Origin of the sequence: Paenibacillus daejeonensis DSM 15491 (assembly GCF_000378385.1) — a bacterium.
Classification (GTDB): domain Bacteria; phylum Bacillota; class Bacilli; order Paenibacillales; family Paenibacillaceae; genus Paenibacillus_D; species Paenibacillus_D daejeonensis.
In genome coordinates, this window is sequence record NZ_KB899680.1 from 1 (window position 1) to 13,561 (window position 13,561).

At 46.6% G+C, this 13,561-nt stretch carries 17 protein-coding genes; 11 read left to right on the top strand and 6 right to left on the bottom strand.

Annotated features, from left to right (window positions below):
• From F556_RS37475 to F556_RS0130900, 11 genes are all read left to right on the top strand, one after another.
• A partial coding sequence (locus tag F556_RS37475; protein WP_245583170.1) for a pre-toxin TG domain-containing protein occupies nt 1-627 on the top strand: 627 nt, incomplete at its 5' end.
• Between the two features lies 1 nt (nt 628).
• Complete coding sequence (locus F556_RS0130865) at nt 629-1,180, top strand: hypothetical protein (RefSeq protein ID WP_020620878.1); 552 nt, start codon at nt 629-631, stop codon at nt 1,178-1,180.
• Nucleotides 1,181-1,595: 415 nt separating this feature from the next.
• Entirely contained in the window at nt 1,596-1,982 is a 387-nt protein-coding gene (locus F556_RS38185) for a hypothetical protein (RefSeq protein ID WP_157273029.1), read from the top strand.
• Between the two features lie 144 nt (nt 1,983-2,126).
• Nucleotides 2,127-2,411: a hypothetical protein gene (locus F556_RS0130870; RefSeq protein WP_020620879.1), complete on the top strand. Its 285-nt coding sequence runs from the start codon at nt 2,127-2,129 to the stop codon at nt 2,409-2,411.
• A gap of 12 nt (nt 2,412-2,423) precedes the next feature.
• Nucleotides 2,424-2,570 carry an RHS repeat-associated core domain-containing protein gene (locus tag F556_RS37480; RefSeq protein WP_083938231.1) on the top strand — a complete coding sequence of 49 codons (147 nt, stop codon included), beginning with the start codon at nt 2,424-2,426 and terminating at the stop codon, nt 2,568-2,570.
• A 15-nt stretch (nt 2,571-2,585) separates the two neighbouring features.
• On the top strand, nt 2,586-3,146 hold the full coding sequence (locus tag F556_RS38975; protein WP_020620880.1) for a hypothetical protein: 561 nt from the start codon (nt 2,586-2,588) through the stop codon (nt 3,144-3,146).
• Nucleotides 3,147-3,228: 82 nt separating this feature from the next.
• Complete coding sequence (locus F556_RS0130880) at nt 3,229-3,651, top strand: hypothetical protein (RefSeq protein WP_211222659.1); 423 nt, start codon at nt 3,229-3,231, stop codon at nt 3,649-3,651.
• Between the two features lie 227 nt (nt 3,652-3,878).
• Complete coding sequence (locus tag F556_RS0130885; protein ID WP_020620882.1) at nt 3,879-4,250, top strand: hypothetical protein; 372 nt, start codon at nt 3,879-3,881, stop codon at nt 4,248-4,250.
• A gap of 137 nt (nt 4,251-4,387) precedes the next feature.
• The gene (locus F556_RS0130890) at nt 4,388-4,720 is read left to right on the top strand and encodes a DUF2834 domain-containing protein (RefSeq protein WP_026297601.1); all 333 of its coding nucleotides are present in this window, start codon (nt 4,388-4,390) and stop codon (nt 4,718-4,720) included.
• 228 nt (nt 4,721-4,948) lie between these two features.
• On the top strand, nt 4,949-5,377 hold the full coding sequence (locus tag F556_RS37485; protein ID WP_020620884.1) for a hypothetical protein: 429 nt from the start codon (nt 4,949-4,951) through the stop codon (nt 5,375-5,377).
• Nucleotides 5,378-5,397: 20 nt separating this feature from the next.
• Nucleotides 5,398-5,817, top strand: coding sequence for a hypothetical protein (locus tag F556_RS0130900; protein WP_020620885.1), 420 nt, complete (start codon nt 5,398-5,400; stop codon nt 5,815-5,817).
• Between the two features lie 470 nt (nt 5,818-6,287).
• Here F556_RS0130900 and F556_RS0130905 read toward each other — a convergent pair whose 3' ends face one another.
• From F556_RS0130905 to F556_RS0130935, 6 genes are all read right to left on the bottom strand, one after another.
• Nucleotides 6,288-7,289: a hydroxyacid dehydrogenase gene (locus F556_RS0130905; protein WP_020620886.1), complete on the bottom strand. Its 1,002-nt coding sequence runs from the start codon at nt 7,287-7,289 to the stop codon at nt 6,288-6,290.
• Nucleotides 7,290-8,379: 1,090 nt separating this feature from the next.
• Complete coding sequence (ptsP, locus tag F556_RS0130915; protein WP_020620888.1) at nt 8,380-10,218, bottom strand: phosphoenolpyruvate--protein phosphotransferase; 1,839 nt, start codon at nt 10,216-10,218, stop codon at nt 8,380-8,382.
• A gap of 49 nt (nt 10,219-10,267) precedes the next feature.
• Nucleotides 10,268-10,522, bottom strand: a complete 255-nt coding sequence (locus F556_RS0130920; RefSeq protein ID WP_020620889.1) for an HPr family phosphocarrier protein — start codon at nt 10,520-10,522, stop codon at nt 10,268-10,270.
• Nucleotides 10,523-10,534: 12 nt separating this feature from the next.
• Nucleotides 10,535-12,097, bottom strand: coding sequence for a PTS transporter subunit EIIC (locus F556_RS0130925; RefSeq protein WP_020620890.1), 1,563 nt, complete (start codon nt 12,095-12,097; stop codon nt 10,535-10,537).
• 19 nt (nt 12,098-12,116) lie between these two features.
• Nucleotides 12,117-12,617: a PTS sugar transporter subunit IIA gene (locus tag F556_RS0130930; protein ID WP_026297603.1), complete on the bottom strand. Its 501-nt coding sequence runs from the start codon at nt 12,615-12,617 to the stop codon at nt 12,117-12,119.
• A 36-nt stretch (nt 12,618-12,653) separates the two neighbouring features.
• Nucleotides 12,654-13,505 carry a PRD domain-containing protein gene (locus tag F556_RS0130935; protein ID WP_020620892.1) on the bottom strand — a complete coding sequence of 284 codons (852 nt, stop codon included), beginning with the start codon at nt 13,503-13,505 and terminating at the stop codon, nt 12,654-12,656.
• Nucleotides 13,506-13,561 lie beyond the last annotated feature (56 nt).

Here is a 13,561-nt window from a genome sequence, read left to right on the forward strand (position 1 = left end):
GAGGACAGCTTCGAAGGCTTCATGAACCGCCCAAGCAGCCTCAATGCGTATACGTATGTGGAGAATAACCCGCTGCGCTTTACGGATCCGATGGGGATGTGTGTGCATCTGGATAACTTTACCGACTTTTGGGATTGCACATTAGACCTAGCCCCAGGAATCGGTAATGTTAAAGGCGGCGCACAAGCAATATTTGGTGAGAACTTGGTTACAGGGGAAGAGTTAAGCACAAGTGAGCGTATTTGGGAAGGTGTAAGTGTCCTCCCTTTCGGGAGCTGGATTAAAAAAGGAAGGAATTTGCTTGGGTTTGGGAATAAATCTAAGAGGACGGGAGATGCTTCAAAGGGGAATTATAATGATCATGATAAAGTTAAACAAGGTGATAATTCCACTTATAAAATATTATCCGAGGAAACTGATTGGATGAAAGACCAAGGGATGGCATCTAGAGGAACCATAAACGGGAGAAAAACATGGTATGATGGGGAAAATTATTATCAGTGGGATAGCCAGCATGGCCGCCTTGAAAAATGGGATAAGAAACAGAAGAATCATTTGGGTGAGTTTGACCCTGTGACTGGAGAACAAACAGGCAATCCAATTAAGAAAAGAAGATGGGGGGGCTAACATGCATGGTATTAGCTTTACTCAAGAATATCCTCAATTTAAAGAAGTTCTAGAAAAGTTATATTTAAAAAGGGAACTGGACCAATGGTATATTGAGGAAAGTCGAAAACCTATAAAACTGCCGAATGATATCGATAGTATAAAACAAGTATCTAATATTATTGTACAGGATAATTTTTCTCCTTCAGCTCAAGTTTACATTAAATTGAAGGATCATTATGGTGATGGAGAATTCATGCTTTCACAAGAAGTCCAGATAAGGATATCGAAAATCTTACCAGTATATGACTACCTGCTTTTTCATAAAGTAAGGCATAAATCGCTAGTAGGCGATCTAGGATTAGTGGGTCCGGCCAATACATTCGAGTTACTCGAAACTGAGGCAGAATTAAATAAGATATTTGAGAGGAATGGTTACATTAGGTTAAGTCATGAATACGATGTATACGACACAGTTTATGATTGGCACTATTTGAATGAAATTGACCCAGTCAATCGAAGATTGACACTAAAAGATGCTGTCTTTGTTGATGTTCTGGATTTATGTGATTAGAAGTTATGACCTTGAGGTTTATTTCCTCAAGGTTTTCTTTCTTATTCTATGAGCCAGACAGCAGAGCTACCGTTTAAATAAATAACACATATAACCCATACATGTGAGCAGAATGAATGATTCCAAGATCCGATTAGGCTAAATAGACTGTTCTCCATTTGATTTTAAAATATATTGAGGAAAGTTTTATTGTTTAAAGATTCATTGAAAAAACTATTCAAGCTGTAAGATACTGCTCTCAAAATGGGAGCAGTATTTTTATGCACTGACATATGCCGGGACTATACAACCTTTGTACGCAGTGTAAACAGATGTAGGAATGAGTTAGGAATTTTCTCAGTCGCATTACGAGTTGTTGGAGTTAGAGATATGATGTACGAAGATGTGTTAGAGGCGTGGGACGCAGGGTTAAACTTTGGAGAAGCAATTGATTAGCAATGGACGTTCCTTATGGGTATCGGCAAAGGACTCTGTTAAATCCACGATAGATCGAGTTAAAAGGTTGTTTGGTGGTGGAACAAGTAAAATTCAAAAAATGCCTCTTATTGTTCAGTCTAGAATTAATATTAGTAACGAGGGCTTTACCCACGTTGTAAAGGAACATTTCTCAAAAAAGAATGAGTCACAATTCACTATTTCTCAAAACACACTCCGTAATATACTTAGAGATAAAGATGTAGTAAATACCCCTGTGACCAGAACACAAGATAGCAAAGATGGGATTCGTTATGTCAGAGATGTGACTATGGATAGACCAATTGGGACTGACAAATTAATAAATTTATGCCTACTTCTAGAATGACTATATTAACTGTTAAGCACGGAAATTTAGTTGAGGTTTCTCCAGGAGTTATAAAATAAGTTTTGGGAGGTGTGAAAACTGAAACTTATTGGAAGTAAAACAGAACAAGAAATAAGAAATCAATTGATAATTTCAAGGAAATCATTGTTTGAAGAAGATGGTAATATCAGGCTGGTAGATGCTCTTAAAAAGGAATTTCCTGAATTAAAATCGGCGTATATTCTTCATTGGATACCTGAACAGGGAGAGGATTTCTATAGAGTATTAATTAACGAATCTTTGGTGATAAATATTGAGTTAAGTAGAGACCAAGACTCAGTTTCTACTATAAAGACCATACCGATAACAGAGTATAAAAAAGGTATAAGCAAAATTAATCAAATTAAATTACAAGTAGCACTTGATTTAGTTCAAAAGGACTTGAATTAATTTCGTAATAAAATATACTCTGGCGAGTATAGGGACGCGACCACCGAACTGCAATACCTGCGTACCCGCTGGTACGATTCCGGCCTAGGCCGCTTCATCCAGGAGGACAGCTTCGAAGGCTTCATGAACCGCCCAAGCAGTCTAAATGCGTACAAGTAGGTGGAGAATAATCCGATGCGCTTTACGGACCCGATGGGACGGTGCATCAATCTATTCGGCGGCGATCACTTTTGTGATCGAGTGTGGAATGAACTCAAAGACTACGTTGCAGCAGAGCTACAAGCCGTTGGAGACCAACACACATCTATTGAATTAGCTATTAATTATTGGTCGGGTGGAGATGTTACAGAACTGAAAGAATACATTCGCGTAAGCGAAGAAAAACCTTGGTCTGTAGAGCAATTTGCTAGAGCGGCTTTGTTATTTATTTCTTTTAATCCGATGGGAAGGCCTACTAAGGGTGCGGGAAATTTTAATAATAGAATAATACAGAGTGCCGATGATGTGGTGTTCAATCAAAGCTCGATAGATAAAGCTTTTGGAAAGCACAGAACAGACTTTGGTAACTATCCTGATGGTAAAAGTGCAAGTGTTAATTTATTCAAGAATGATGTAAAGAACTTAATTGAAACTGGCACAGGAAAAAAGCGGCACTTATTACGGGAATCAAGGTACTCATATTTACAATCCATCAACTCAACAATGGGCTTTTGTCAATGCGGATGGTACGTTTAATACTGCGTTCAAATTGAGTAATGACCAATACAAATATTTAATTGAGACAGGGGTGGTTAGATAAATGAGACTAGTAACAACAATGATGACGGTAGAAGAATTGTCAGATAGCGATATTTCAAAAGCTACTGGTATTCTACTAAATCAATTTGAAAAGAAGTATGAAATTAATAAATATTATTATGATGACAGCAAATATCATGAAGTTGATATTGATTTGTTTGACGTGGTTTTTTCGAAGGAACGGTTATACGATGATATTGACAAATTGATTTCTGCCTATGAAGATATTATAGAAACAGTATCATATCAAATCGATTTTATTGCAGGTAATGATGACACTCATTCGGCAGTGTTAAAATACGAGCAAAATAACGAGGATATAAAAGATTTTGGGTTGTTTGTTACTAGGCGAACCATACCAAATCTTCAACCGTATTATTCCTCTCAAATTTGTAATGCTTATGTTAATCTAACGCACGTAAGTTTTGGAGTATATTATTGATGAGCAACTAAGAAGAATCTTATTTCACCAACCTTGATTGGCTTGTTGCCTTTCAAGGTTTTTTTTGCGAGGGGAAAAGTGAGCCTAAAATTCGGGTCTAACATATTGAAAATGAATGCAAGGTCACCTGAGACATTCCTGGAAATGGTACAATGAATATCTATACTTTAAAAGAAGATAAGACTTCAGGAGCACTATCATTTATTAAGCCAGGGCAGGGTGATTAGATGAGAATAGAGGATATTAAAACGATATTCAGTAGTCGGTACCCTTATTGGAATGTTTACTATGAAGAATCCGGTAAAGCTATATGGATCAGTATGAATGATGGAGGTATTCATTTTTTTGAAATTCAAGTGACCCCTGATGAAGGCGTAGGGCTATCTGTTAGACCAAACAGGGATGAAATTCATTTTGCAGGACACGATTGTGACGGTCTGATGATTGTGCGCACAGAGACAGTAGACGGGGTTGCCACCGCGCCTGGTTATTATTATGATGGAAGGAATGAACAGTATCGTTCGAAGGTGAACGTTGGCATCGTCACTTTTAAGACCAACTCTGCCCGTGGTAGAGCAATTGCTCTACCACGAAAATAAAACGGAGGAAAAGCCTACCTGCCGCTTATGGCACCCAACTGAAGAAAGGCACAACTTGCTGGAAGAATAGCTTATTTATGAGTAATACTATTTATGGCCGATTTATCGATTATCTTTTATAACTATTATTTTTTGAGGTGAGAGGCTTGAAATATTTTTTTGGGTTGCTATCAATTTTAGGAATAATCCTTCCTTACATGGCGTTTATTCCTTGGATTGGTGAGAATGGATTTAACCTGACGATGTTATTTAATGAAGCAACACAGAATCGAATTAGTGCATTTGCTTGGTTGGATGTAATCATTTCAGTAGTTGTTTTGATTGGATTTATTTTATATGAAGGAAAGCGAATTGGCGTAAAGTATAAGTGGATACCGATCATTGGAACATTAACAGTTGGTGTTTCATTCGGATTGCCATTATTTTTATTATTGCGTGAAATTCAAATGGAGAAAATGAAAGATAAATAATCTAAACATAGATTTTAGGTAATGAATTCTGCAGCGAGGATGTTAGGTGCAATTATTCTAATTAATACCTCTTACATTCCTAATCAAGAGTATATGACATTGAAAAAATTAGCTGGAAAGAAGAAACGTTATTTCGGCTTGTCTTTTAACCTAATATTTAATGACCTTTTGAAGAATCTTCATAAGGTCTTTTTTTTTGCAGTATTATATTGAAAAGGAGAGATAACTATGGAGAATGTGTCGCCCAAGTACGTAACTAAGCATGCGATCGAAGGTCTAGTTGAAAAAATTAACTTACCGGCTCCAGATGAATATTCGCAAGACTGGGAATATGAAGTGTCGGACTCTTCAAGACTATCTGAATTGTTGAGCGCTTATGAAAACATAGACTTAAGTACAGAAGAGAAATTTGCATTAATGATTGTTATTATTTCCTCATTTAATGATGCGATTATAGAAAATCTGACTGACGATAGGTCGGCCAGTCTGATCAAAAGTCTTCTTCTTCAAGACATTAGTATCCATAGGCATACGATTAGGTATTGGGCAATGATGGAGGAGAATGATCTGGAAAATTGCCATGCTGTAACACCCTTCATAAGAGAGATTGCATATATCTCCAATTTAGATAGCACAACTGAAAAGGAGGAGAGCTAATTAGAAAATCTCGTAAAGTTATGTATGTCATACTCGTATTGGCCGTAGTGCTAGTCGTCAGATATTTGGTACTAAACAAATCTCAGACCTATAATGAATGGTTGGATGAGAGGGCGTACGCTCAACTAACCGATCAACTTGCCCATACTCCTATTGAAAGATTTCTAGTTTCCATACAGCAGCGGGTCGTGCAAAGATATGACGTAGAACATTTTGATGTTATAACCTACCACGGTTCACTGTGGAATCAAGAAGATACGTTAAAGGTTGGAATCACGATTATAGCTGTTGATTTTGATCAAGCTGAGGATATCTTTTTCTACGATAGTAACGATCCTAACTCAAATGTGTTCCATTTATGGTATAAAGGAAGAACCTTTGCTGTGGAAATACCAAGTTTGAAAAGACTCGCGAATGAAGTAAGGCCTTTGTTGGAGTAGGATTAGCTAAACAATTACTTACGTTGACCTAGGCTGTAGTCACGTTGATTTTCAACTTCGGAAGTGCTAAGATCGTAGGTACATTAGTAGGTAACAATTCCAAACCTTGATTCACATGTTCTGAAACGTATGTCGTTGATAATCGACGTATTTACTAAGAAAAGAGCCCCTGCCGCGTCGACGGCAAAGACTCTTCAGGACACGAAAGGCTGTGGATTCACCACGGCGTGCATTAGAATTAACTTCGCAAGCAAAAACCCACCGTCAGGCGCCAACCTTATGCGGTGGGTTTTTGCTTGCGTTTTTTACGAAACTTACGTCTTAACCAACGGTACAGCTTACGCACACCAAACACGAGGCTTAGTGTGGCAGCAACCCATCGGAGAACGTCCAGCCACGCCACAAGTACGGCCATCGTTTCCTTGCGGGGCGCCATAAAGAGAAACATTGACGTCTCACGTTAACTCAAATTATGCAAGAATAGCAGCCTTCTTCTCGTCAATCTCCCACTTGAGCGGTTCGTTCGCCAAATACCGACCCAGCTCCTCCGCCATATACATACCCATTCGTGCCACCTCGTTGCCCATACTGCCCGCGATATGAGGAGTTAGCACAACGTTCGGCATCGTATACAAGGGGGAGTCGTTGACTGGAGGTTCGGGGTAGGTCACGTCCAGAATCGCAAACAAGTCCGGGCGGCTCTGCAGCGCCTCGATCATTTCTTGTTCACGAACAATTGCACCGCGAGCCGTATTCAGGAACGTGGCCCCATGCTTCATGTGGCGAAAATGCTTCCCGGTAATCATACCCACCGTTGCTTCCAACCATGGTGCATGGAGGGAAACGACGTCAGACCTTTCAAACAACTCATCTAGCGAACACAACTGCACGCCCAACGCCTCGGCTTGTTCAGGAGTAGCGAATGGATCGTATGCAATCACGTTCATATCGTAAGCTCTGAGTCGCTCACACACTTGTCGTGCAATCATGCCGAGAGAGATCAGACCGACTGTGCTGCCAAAAGTACCGACGACAGGTACATTGTGCGGAGAAAGGTTTTTCGATTGGGGATTATGGAAGGACCGGGACAATCGCCAGCCGTTCTTCAGCGCAAAGACAATTTGCGAAACTGTGTATTCTGCCACGGGAATCGCGTTGGCCGCATAAGCGCTGGTCAATCGGATGTCGCGTCTCCAAAATGCTTCGGTCACCATGCCTTTGACCGATCCCGCCCCGTAAAACACCATTTTTAATCGTGGAGCCGCTTTCAAAAAAGCTTCATCCAGCTTGGGCGCACCCCAGCCCGAAAACAATAATTCCACGTCTTGCAGCACATGGGGCGATTCCGCAATCATTTCAGGCGTATACGCTGTGGGAACCATCTGCACTTGATTTTCTATCTTTTCGCGAATGCGCTCAGGGTAGATCTCGGTATAGGGTCTTTCGCCCAAAATGTAGATCCCTTTTAACACAATGAGTCCTCCCGGTTCTATAAAGTCATGATCATCTTACTCATTATATAGGATTCGTAATTTGAGTTAAAGCTTAAACCGTTCCAATCTGTCGCTCTTTTGTCGCTTGGAGTATCAACTTGGTTCCAGCATTGTGCTCGTCTCGAAGTAAAACAAGAACACTTCATAAAGAGTCTCGTCGTACAGTTAACTTATACTGACTTCACAAGATTCCTAGAGTAACAACGCTTGAAGAGTTGTATCCAGCCTATAGCTGAGTGAGAGCTGGAGCCCTGTTGTACAGTTCTAACGGCCACCACGACCGCTATTTTGCCTCAAATCGATAGTTTGGAAATGTAACGGCCATATAAGCAGCTATTCGCCCCGTCCGAGCCTGTTTTAGCATGATTTCATGGAAATAAGCGCACGGGTGTCCGTTAGGATGGCGAGCAGGACGAAATGGTTGAAATAAGTGTGCTGGTGGCCGTTAGAGCGGAAGCTTGGGTTTGTCCCGTAAAGTGACTTCTGTTTTTAGCGCTAACTGTCGCTAACGGCCACCACAGCCGCTATTTCACCCTAAATCGATGGTTTGAAAATGTAACGGCCATATAAACCGCTATTTGCCCTGTCGGAGTATGTTTTAGCTTGATTTCAATGAAATAAGCGCGCTGGTGGCCGTTAGAATTGTGAACCAGGCGAAAAGGCAGAAATAAGTGTACTGGTGGCCGTTAGAGCGGAAGCAGCCGAATAAAATAGAGAGGTGGTTAGATGCAACGAGTATTGATGCAGAGACAGGGATATTCATCTACTCGAAACAAGATGAGTTTGGATTTAAATTAACGCTGTCTTTCTCCGTATACGAGAACACCTGCAGTCTTAGTTTGTCTCACGATAAGTATAGGGGAACGGTCTATGAAGTAAACCTAAGGGATGTTACGAAAATGACCAAGCACGAGGACGAATTATTGCTTGAGACGAGACAAACTCAACCAGTGAGGATGCGATTCAAGCCACACTTTTCACTACGCTATGACGTGATTTAGTCGCACCCGCCCTCACCAAAAAAACCAGGCCCCCATCATCTACCCATGATGGGCCTGGTTTAAATTCATTAAGGCAGCACCTGCACCTGCTGCAGCTCCGGGAAGTGCTGCTGGACGTACTGGCGGACGTCGGAGGCTTCGTCCAGGTCCAGGACCGCTTCGGCAGCGAGCCGGAGCTGCGCGCTGTCCCACCGTTCGCTCAGCAGGCTGAGCTGCCAGCCGACGGAGGCGAGAGCCTCGTTGCTGACGCTGAACGTGTCCAGGCCCATGCCCAGCAAGAGTGGCAGGGCGGCCATCTCGCTGGCCATCTCCCCGCATAGGCTCACTGGCTTGCCGTGCGAATGGGCACTACGGATGACTTGGTGAATCAAGCGCAGCACGGCGGGCTGCAGCGGATCGTGAAGCTTGCGCAGGGAAGGGGAATTGCGACTGGCTGCCATCGTGTACTGGATGAGATCATTGGTGCCGATGCTGAGGAAATCTGCCTCCTGCGCCAGCCGATCCGCCAGGAGGGCAGCCGAAGGCACCTCGATCATGATGCCGATGTCGATGCTTTGATTATAGGGTATGCCCGCATCGGTGAGCGCCGCTTGGACCTCCGCAACGATTGCCTTCGCTTGTCGCCATTCCCCCAGGGTGGCGATCATCGGGAAGAGCAGCTTGATGTTGCCGTAGGCGCTTGCCCTCAGAATTGCACGCAATTGCGTGCGGAGCAGATCCTGACGCATCAGGGAGATCCGCATGCCGCGCTTGCCGAGGAACGGGTTGTCTTCCTCCTCCAGCCGGAGGGAAGCGAGCGGCTTGTCCCCGCCCACATCCATCGTGCGGATGATGACTGGCGTCCGTGCATCAAAGGTCGAGACGACCTTGCGGTACGTGGCGAACTGTTCTTCCTCGGAAGGGAAGTCATTCCTGCCCATGAACAGAAATTCTGTCCGGAACAATCCGATGCCAGCGGCCCCTTCGCTCAGCGCCGTAGCCGCTTCGGCGCAAGAGCTGATATTGGAGAGGAGCTGTCGCCCTGTATCTCTTCCGCCTTCTCCTCGGACCCGGGGCAGCTGTGGTACGCGTCCGATCTGGCGCTTGCCAGCTTCTGCGGTGGACATCGGATCACCCGCTTCCCCCAGCACCTGCGTCTCCCGCGGCACCTGCGTCTCCCGAAGCGCCTCCGCCTCCCGCAGCACCTCCGCCTCCCCCAGCACCTCCGCTGGATCGACGGTAAGGGTGCCGGTGGTTCCATCCAGCAGGACCATCTGTCCATCGGCTATGCTCTGCAAGTCCGGACCAAGTCCAACCACCGTGGGAATGCCCATGGAGCGTGAGATGATGGCGACGTGAGAGGTAACGCTTCCATGAATCAAGGCAATGCCGGCCACCACCTTGGGATTAAGCAGCACGGCCTCGGAAGGAGTCAGGCTCTCGCAGAGAAGGACCAGGGTTTCGGAGCCTTCGAGGCCTTCCAGTACACTCTGCTCTCCTCGAAGATTGCGGCCAATGCGATGAACCACATCTTCGAGATCCATCGCCCGTTCCACGAGCTGGGGATGGCTGTGCTGACGCATAGTTTCCAGCACATCGGCCATCGCCGCTTCCAGCGCAGCATGAGAGGCATAGTGGAGGTGAAGGATCTTGTCCCGTGCTTTGCCTACCAGTTCCCGGTCCTGCAGCAGGACGAGCTGCACCTCCATAATATCCGCTTCTTCGGTGCGTCCTTCCTCCAAGAGGGAGGCGCGGATGGCTTCGATGGCTTCGATGGCTTGCCCGACTGCTGCATCGAACCGCTTCAGCTCGGCGGATACCCGCACAAGTGGAATGGTTGGAGACTCCGACTGGCGTGTCGATGACACTAGGTGGAGGGCGCGCCCCCAAGCTAGGCCAGCAGAGGCTGGGATTCCTTGCAATTGCATAACGTCAAGCCTCCCTGAAACTTTAGTATGTTGACGGCCGGGCCCCGACTTAATGCCGGGAGGTTAATACCGCGCCGATGGCTTCAATCGCGGCTAGCGAATCCTCACCTTCTGCAACGACTTCGATAGTATCGCCGTATTTGGCGCCGATGGAAATCATATTGATCAAATTTTTGGCAAAGAAACGGGAGCCGTCCTTCACCAGATAGCTATCGGAATGGTGCCGGGAGGCCGCTTCTACAATCTTCAGCGCCGGCCGGGCATGAATGCCAGAGGGATTCATGACGGTATACATTTTTTTCATTGGCATGCCCTCCTACAAAATAGCTTTAATACGATCCTTTAGTTTTTCCGCTTCCATACCAAAAATGGCATGCACGGAACCTTTGCCCAAGTGGATGATGCCAAGCGCTCCCCACCGCTTCAGCTCGGCTTCGTCGACCAGGCTCTCATCATGCACGATCAGTCGAAGACGGGTAATGCACGCATCGATACTGCTAATGTTAGCCGCTCCACCCAATGCTTCCGTCACACCCGCAGCGATATCCGGTTGCTCAGAGGCATCCTTGTGCAGGCTGGCATTGCCTTGAATTGTGCTATCAGCCGGGAGGGGGACAGCACCGCTTGAGCGGCTGCCTGGCGAGCTAGTTACTCCGCTCGTAATCGGGCCAACTGCCGTGTCGGACATACGGTTGTCAGCCGTAGGGTCCTCGGGTTCGCGGCCAGGGGTCATCAGATTGAATTTCAAGATGATGATCCGAAAGAGTGTGTAATAGAAGAGGGCGAACATCAAGCCAATCGGTAAAATGAGCAGCGGCTTGGTGGCCAGCGGAAAATTGATAACATAATCGATGAAACCCGCGGAGAACCCGAAGCCGTGCCGCACGCCCAGCTCGACAGTGATATAGCCACTGAGTCCTGCCAATAACGCATGGATGACGTACAACAGCGGCGCTACGAACATAAACGCAAATTCCAGCGGCTCGGTAATTCCGGTCAAAAACGAGGCCAGCGCGGCGCTCAGGAAGATCGCGGAAATCAGCTTGCGTCGGTGACGCTTGGCGCTGTGCACGATCGCAAGTGCCATTGCAGGCAAGGCAAACATCATGATGGGGAAAAACCCGGCCATAAGCAGACCAGCTTCCTTGTCACCCGCAAAGAAACGGTTCAGGTCGCCCTTGTAAATCTGACCGGAGGCATCCACGTACGTGCCGATCTGAAACCAGGCGAGGTTGTTCAGCACATGGTGCAAACCAAATGGCAGGAGCAGCCGGTTGGCGGAAATATAGACAAATGCCCCGATGCCGCCAAGATTGATGACCCAACTGCCAAAGGCGTCCAGTGCATGCTGGATCGGTCCCCAAATCATGCCGAAGCCGACAGAAATAATAATCATGGCACCAGAGGTAATAATGGGTACGAAGCGTTTGCCGGAGAAGAAGCCAAGCCAGCCTGGGAGCTGGATTTGATGATACCGCTTGTAAAAAAAAGAAGCGACGAGTCCTGCCAACAAACCGCCCAGCGCACCCATATTTAACTCGCTATCCATATGGGACCAGTCCGCAAGTACAATCGGCAACTGCAGCAGCACATGCTCCAGTACGAGGTAGCCAATGACCGCAGCCAGTGCAGCCACGGCATCGCCACCGATGCCGATGCCGATTCCGATGGCGAAGATGAGAGGGAGATTGTCGAAAATCGCAGATCCCCCCGCATCCATAAACGGCGCGATATACCGATTCATCCATAGGCCGAACTCCCCTAGTCGGAAATCCTGGGCATAATCGATATTGCCGAACCGGAGAAGTAGCGCAGCTGCGGGGAGCACAGCAACGGATAACATGAGCGATTTCCCGATTTTCTGTAAAAAGGCAAGCATGCTCCGACCTCTCCTCCGCTTAGGTAGTGTGCTTCAGCATAATCCGAAACGCATCTTGCTCTCCAAGCTGTACCTCTCGATAGGAACAGGCAATGGAGGCGATATGGGGGGCGGTGCCGATGGCGATGAAGATCACACAGGCTGGATAGCCCGACTCCCGAATCAGGGCGTGGTCAAATGTGACCAGGGGCTGTCTTGCCCCGACCTGGTCATTCACACGGACCAGCATGTCAAACCCTTCGCCTTGCAAATCAATCGTGTCGATGCCGATATGAATCAGCAGCTGCAGCCCGCAGGCATGCTTGAGCAGCAAGGCATGCTTGGTCTCTGCAATATGGCTGACCGTCCCCGCAAAAGGAGCGACCACCAGATCATCTGAGGGCTCAATCGCCACACCTTCGCCGAGGTAGCCGCGGGAGAAGTTCTGGTCGCTGACTTCGCTTAGGGGAAACAATCGGCCTGCAACCGGGGCGGCCACTGCTATGCTGGGGTGACGCTGCGTTAACCCCCGTTTGTTCATGAACACCGGCTATCCCTCTCTCTCCATCTGTGTAGACTAGTGCGGCTGAAATAATCGATGCAGGTGAATCGCCATGTAGCCGATTTCATCCTCGGAGATGTCAGTCTGCATGTCCTCCTGAATCAATAGCGCAATATCCGAAGCCAGAGCAAAGGCCTCGGGATAATTGGATCGCAGCTCGCTCACGATCGGGTTGATGACCCGGCGCTCGTGCATTAGTCGCTCGATCACGGCTCGCATGTGCATGACCAGCCTGGCATAATCCTGATTATCCCGGTGCAGCGGGATGCCTCGGCTGCGTTCTATGTATTCGACGATGCGATTCACCAGCCCGGTTAGCTTGACCAACTGGCCAACAGAGGCGGTGCCGACACAAGAATGAACATGAAGGGCCAGGAAGCCGACCTCATCCTCGGGGATGGGGATGCCGAAGCGCTCACTGATCATGACAGCCGCCTGGGCAGCAATTTCATATTCCAGCGGAAAGTTGATCTTCGTTTCATGGAGAAACGGATTATTGATTTCCATCCCATTGCGAAGCCGGTACAGTGCAAACTGGATATGATTGGGGAGGGCGAAATAAACCTTGGGCTGGACCGGTGTCCCTAAGCGTTCTTTGACATTTTCTACGATTTTCTCAGCAATAAGAATGACCTCGGGATCGATGTTCTCGATCAAATTTTGATATTCCTTAATGGGCTGCTCCTCATCCAAGCGGTAACGTTTCTCGATTCTCGGATCGGACATGCTGATCCAGTCAGAGCCTCTGGAAGCAAAACCAATGCCTTTGCCGAAAAGTACATATTCCTTTGTCGTGTGGGGATCCACGGTCAGAATAACATTGTTGCCTACGATTCGATCAATGCGCTGTCTTTCTTTCCCGGCCAACTTTATCCCTCCTGTGGATTGATTTAAAGTTGATTTCCATCTGGTGCGAACAGAAA

Excerpts from the sequence above, each read along its gene's own strand:
- F556_RS0130865 (WP_020620878.1), top strand. The coding sequence starts at position 629 with ATGCATGGTATTAGCTTTACTCAAGAATATCCTCAATTTAAAGAAGTT.
- F556_RS38975 (WP_020620880.1), top strand. The coding sequence starts at position 2,586 with ATGCGCTTTACGGACCCGATGGGACGGTGCATCAATCTATTCGGCGGC.
- F556_RS0130880 (WP_211222659.1), top strand. The coding sequence starts at position 3,229 with ATGATGACGGTAGAAGAATTGTCAGATAGCGATATTTCAAAAGCTACT.
- F556_RS0130885 (WP_020620882.1), top strand. The coding sequence starts at position 3,879 with ATGAGAATAGAGGATATTAAAACGATATTCAGTAGTCGGTACCCTTAT.
- F556_RS37485 (WP_020620884.1), top strand. The coding sequence starts at position 4,949 with ATGGAGAATGTGTCGCCCAAGTACGTAACTAAGCATGCGATCGAAGGT.
- F556_RS0130900 (WP_020620885.1), top strand. The coding sequence starts at position 5,398 with ATGTATGTCATACTCGTATTGGCCGTAGTGCTAGTCGTCAGATATTTG.
- ptsP (WP_020620888.1), bottom strand. The coding sequence starts at position 10,218 with ATGCAATTGCAAGGAATCCCAGCCTCTGCTGGCCTAGCTTGGGGGCGC.
- F556_RS0130920 (WP_020620889.1), bottom strand. The coding sequence starts at position 10,522 with ATGAAAAAAATGTATACCGTCATGAATCCCTCTGGCATTCATGCCCGG.
- F556_RS0130925 (WP_020620890.1), bottom strand. The coding sequence starts at position 12,097 with ATGCTTGCCTTTTTACAGAAAATCGGGAAATCGCTCATGTTATCCGTT.
- F556_RS0130930 (WP_026297603.1), bottom strand. The coding sequence starts at position 12,617 with ATGAACAAACGGGGGTTAACGCAGCGTCACCCCAGCATAGCAGTGGCC.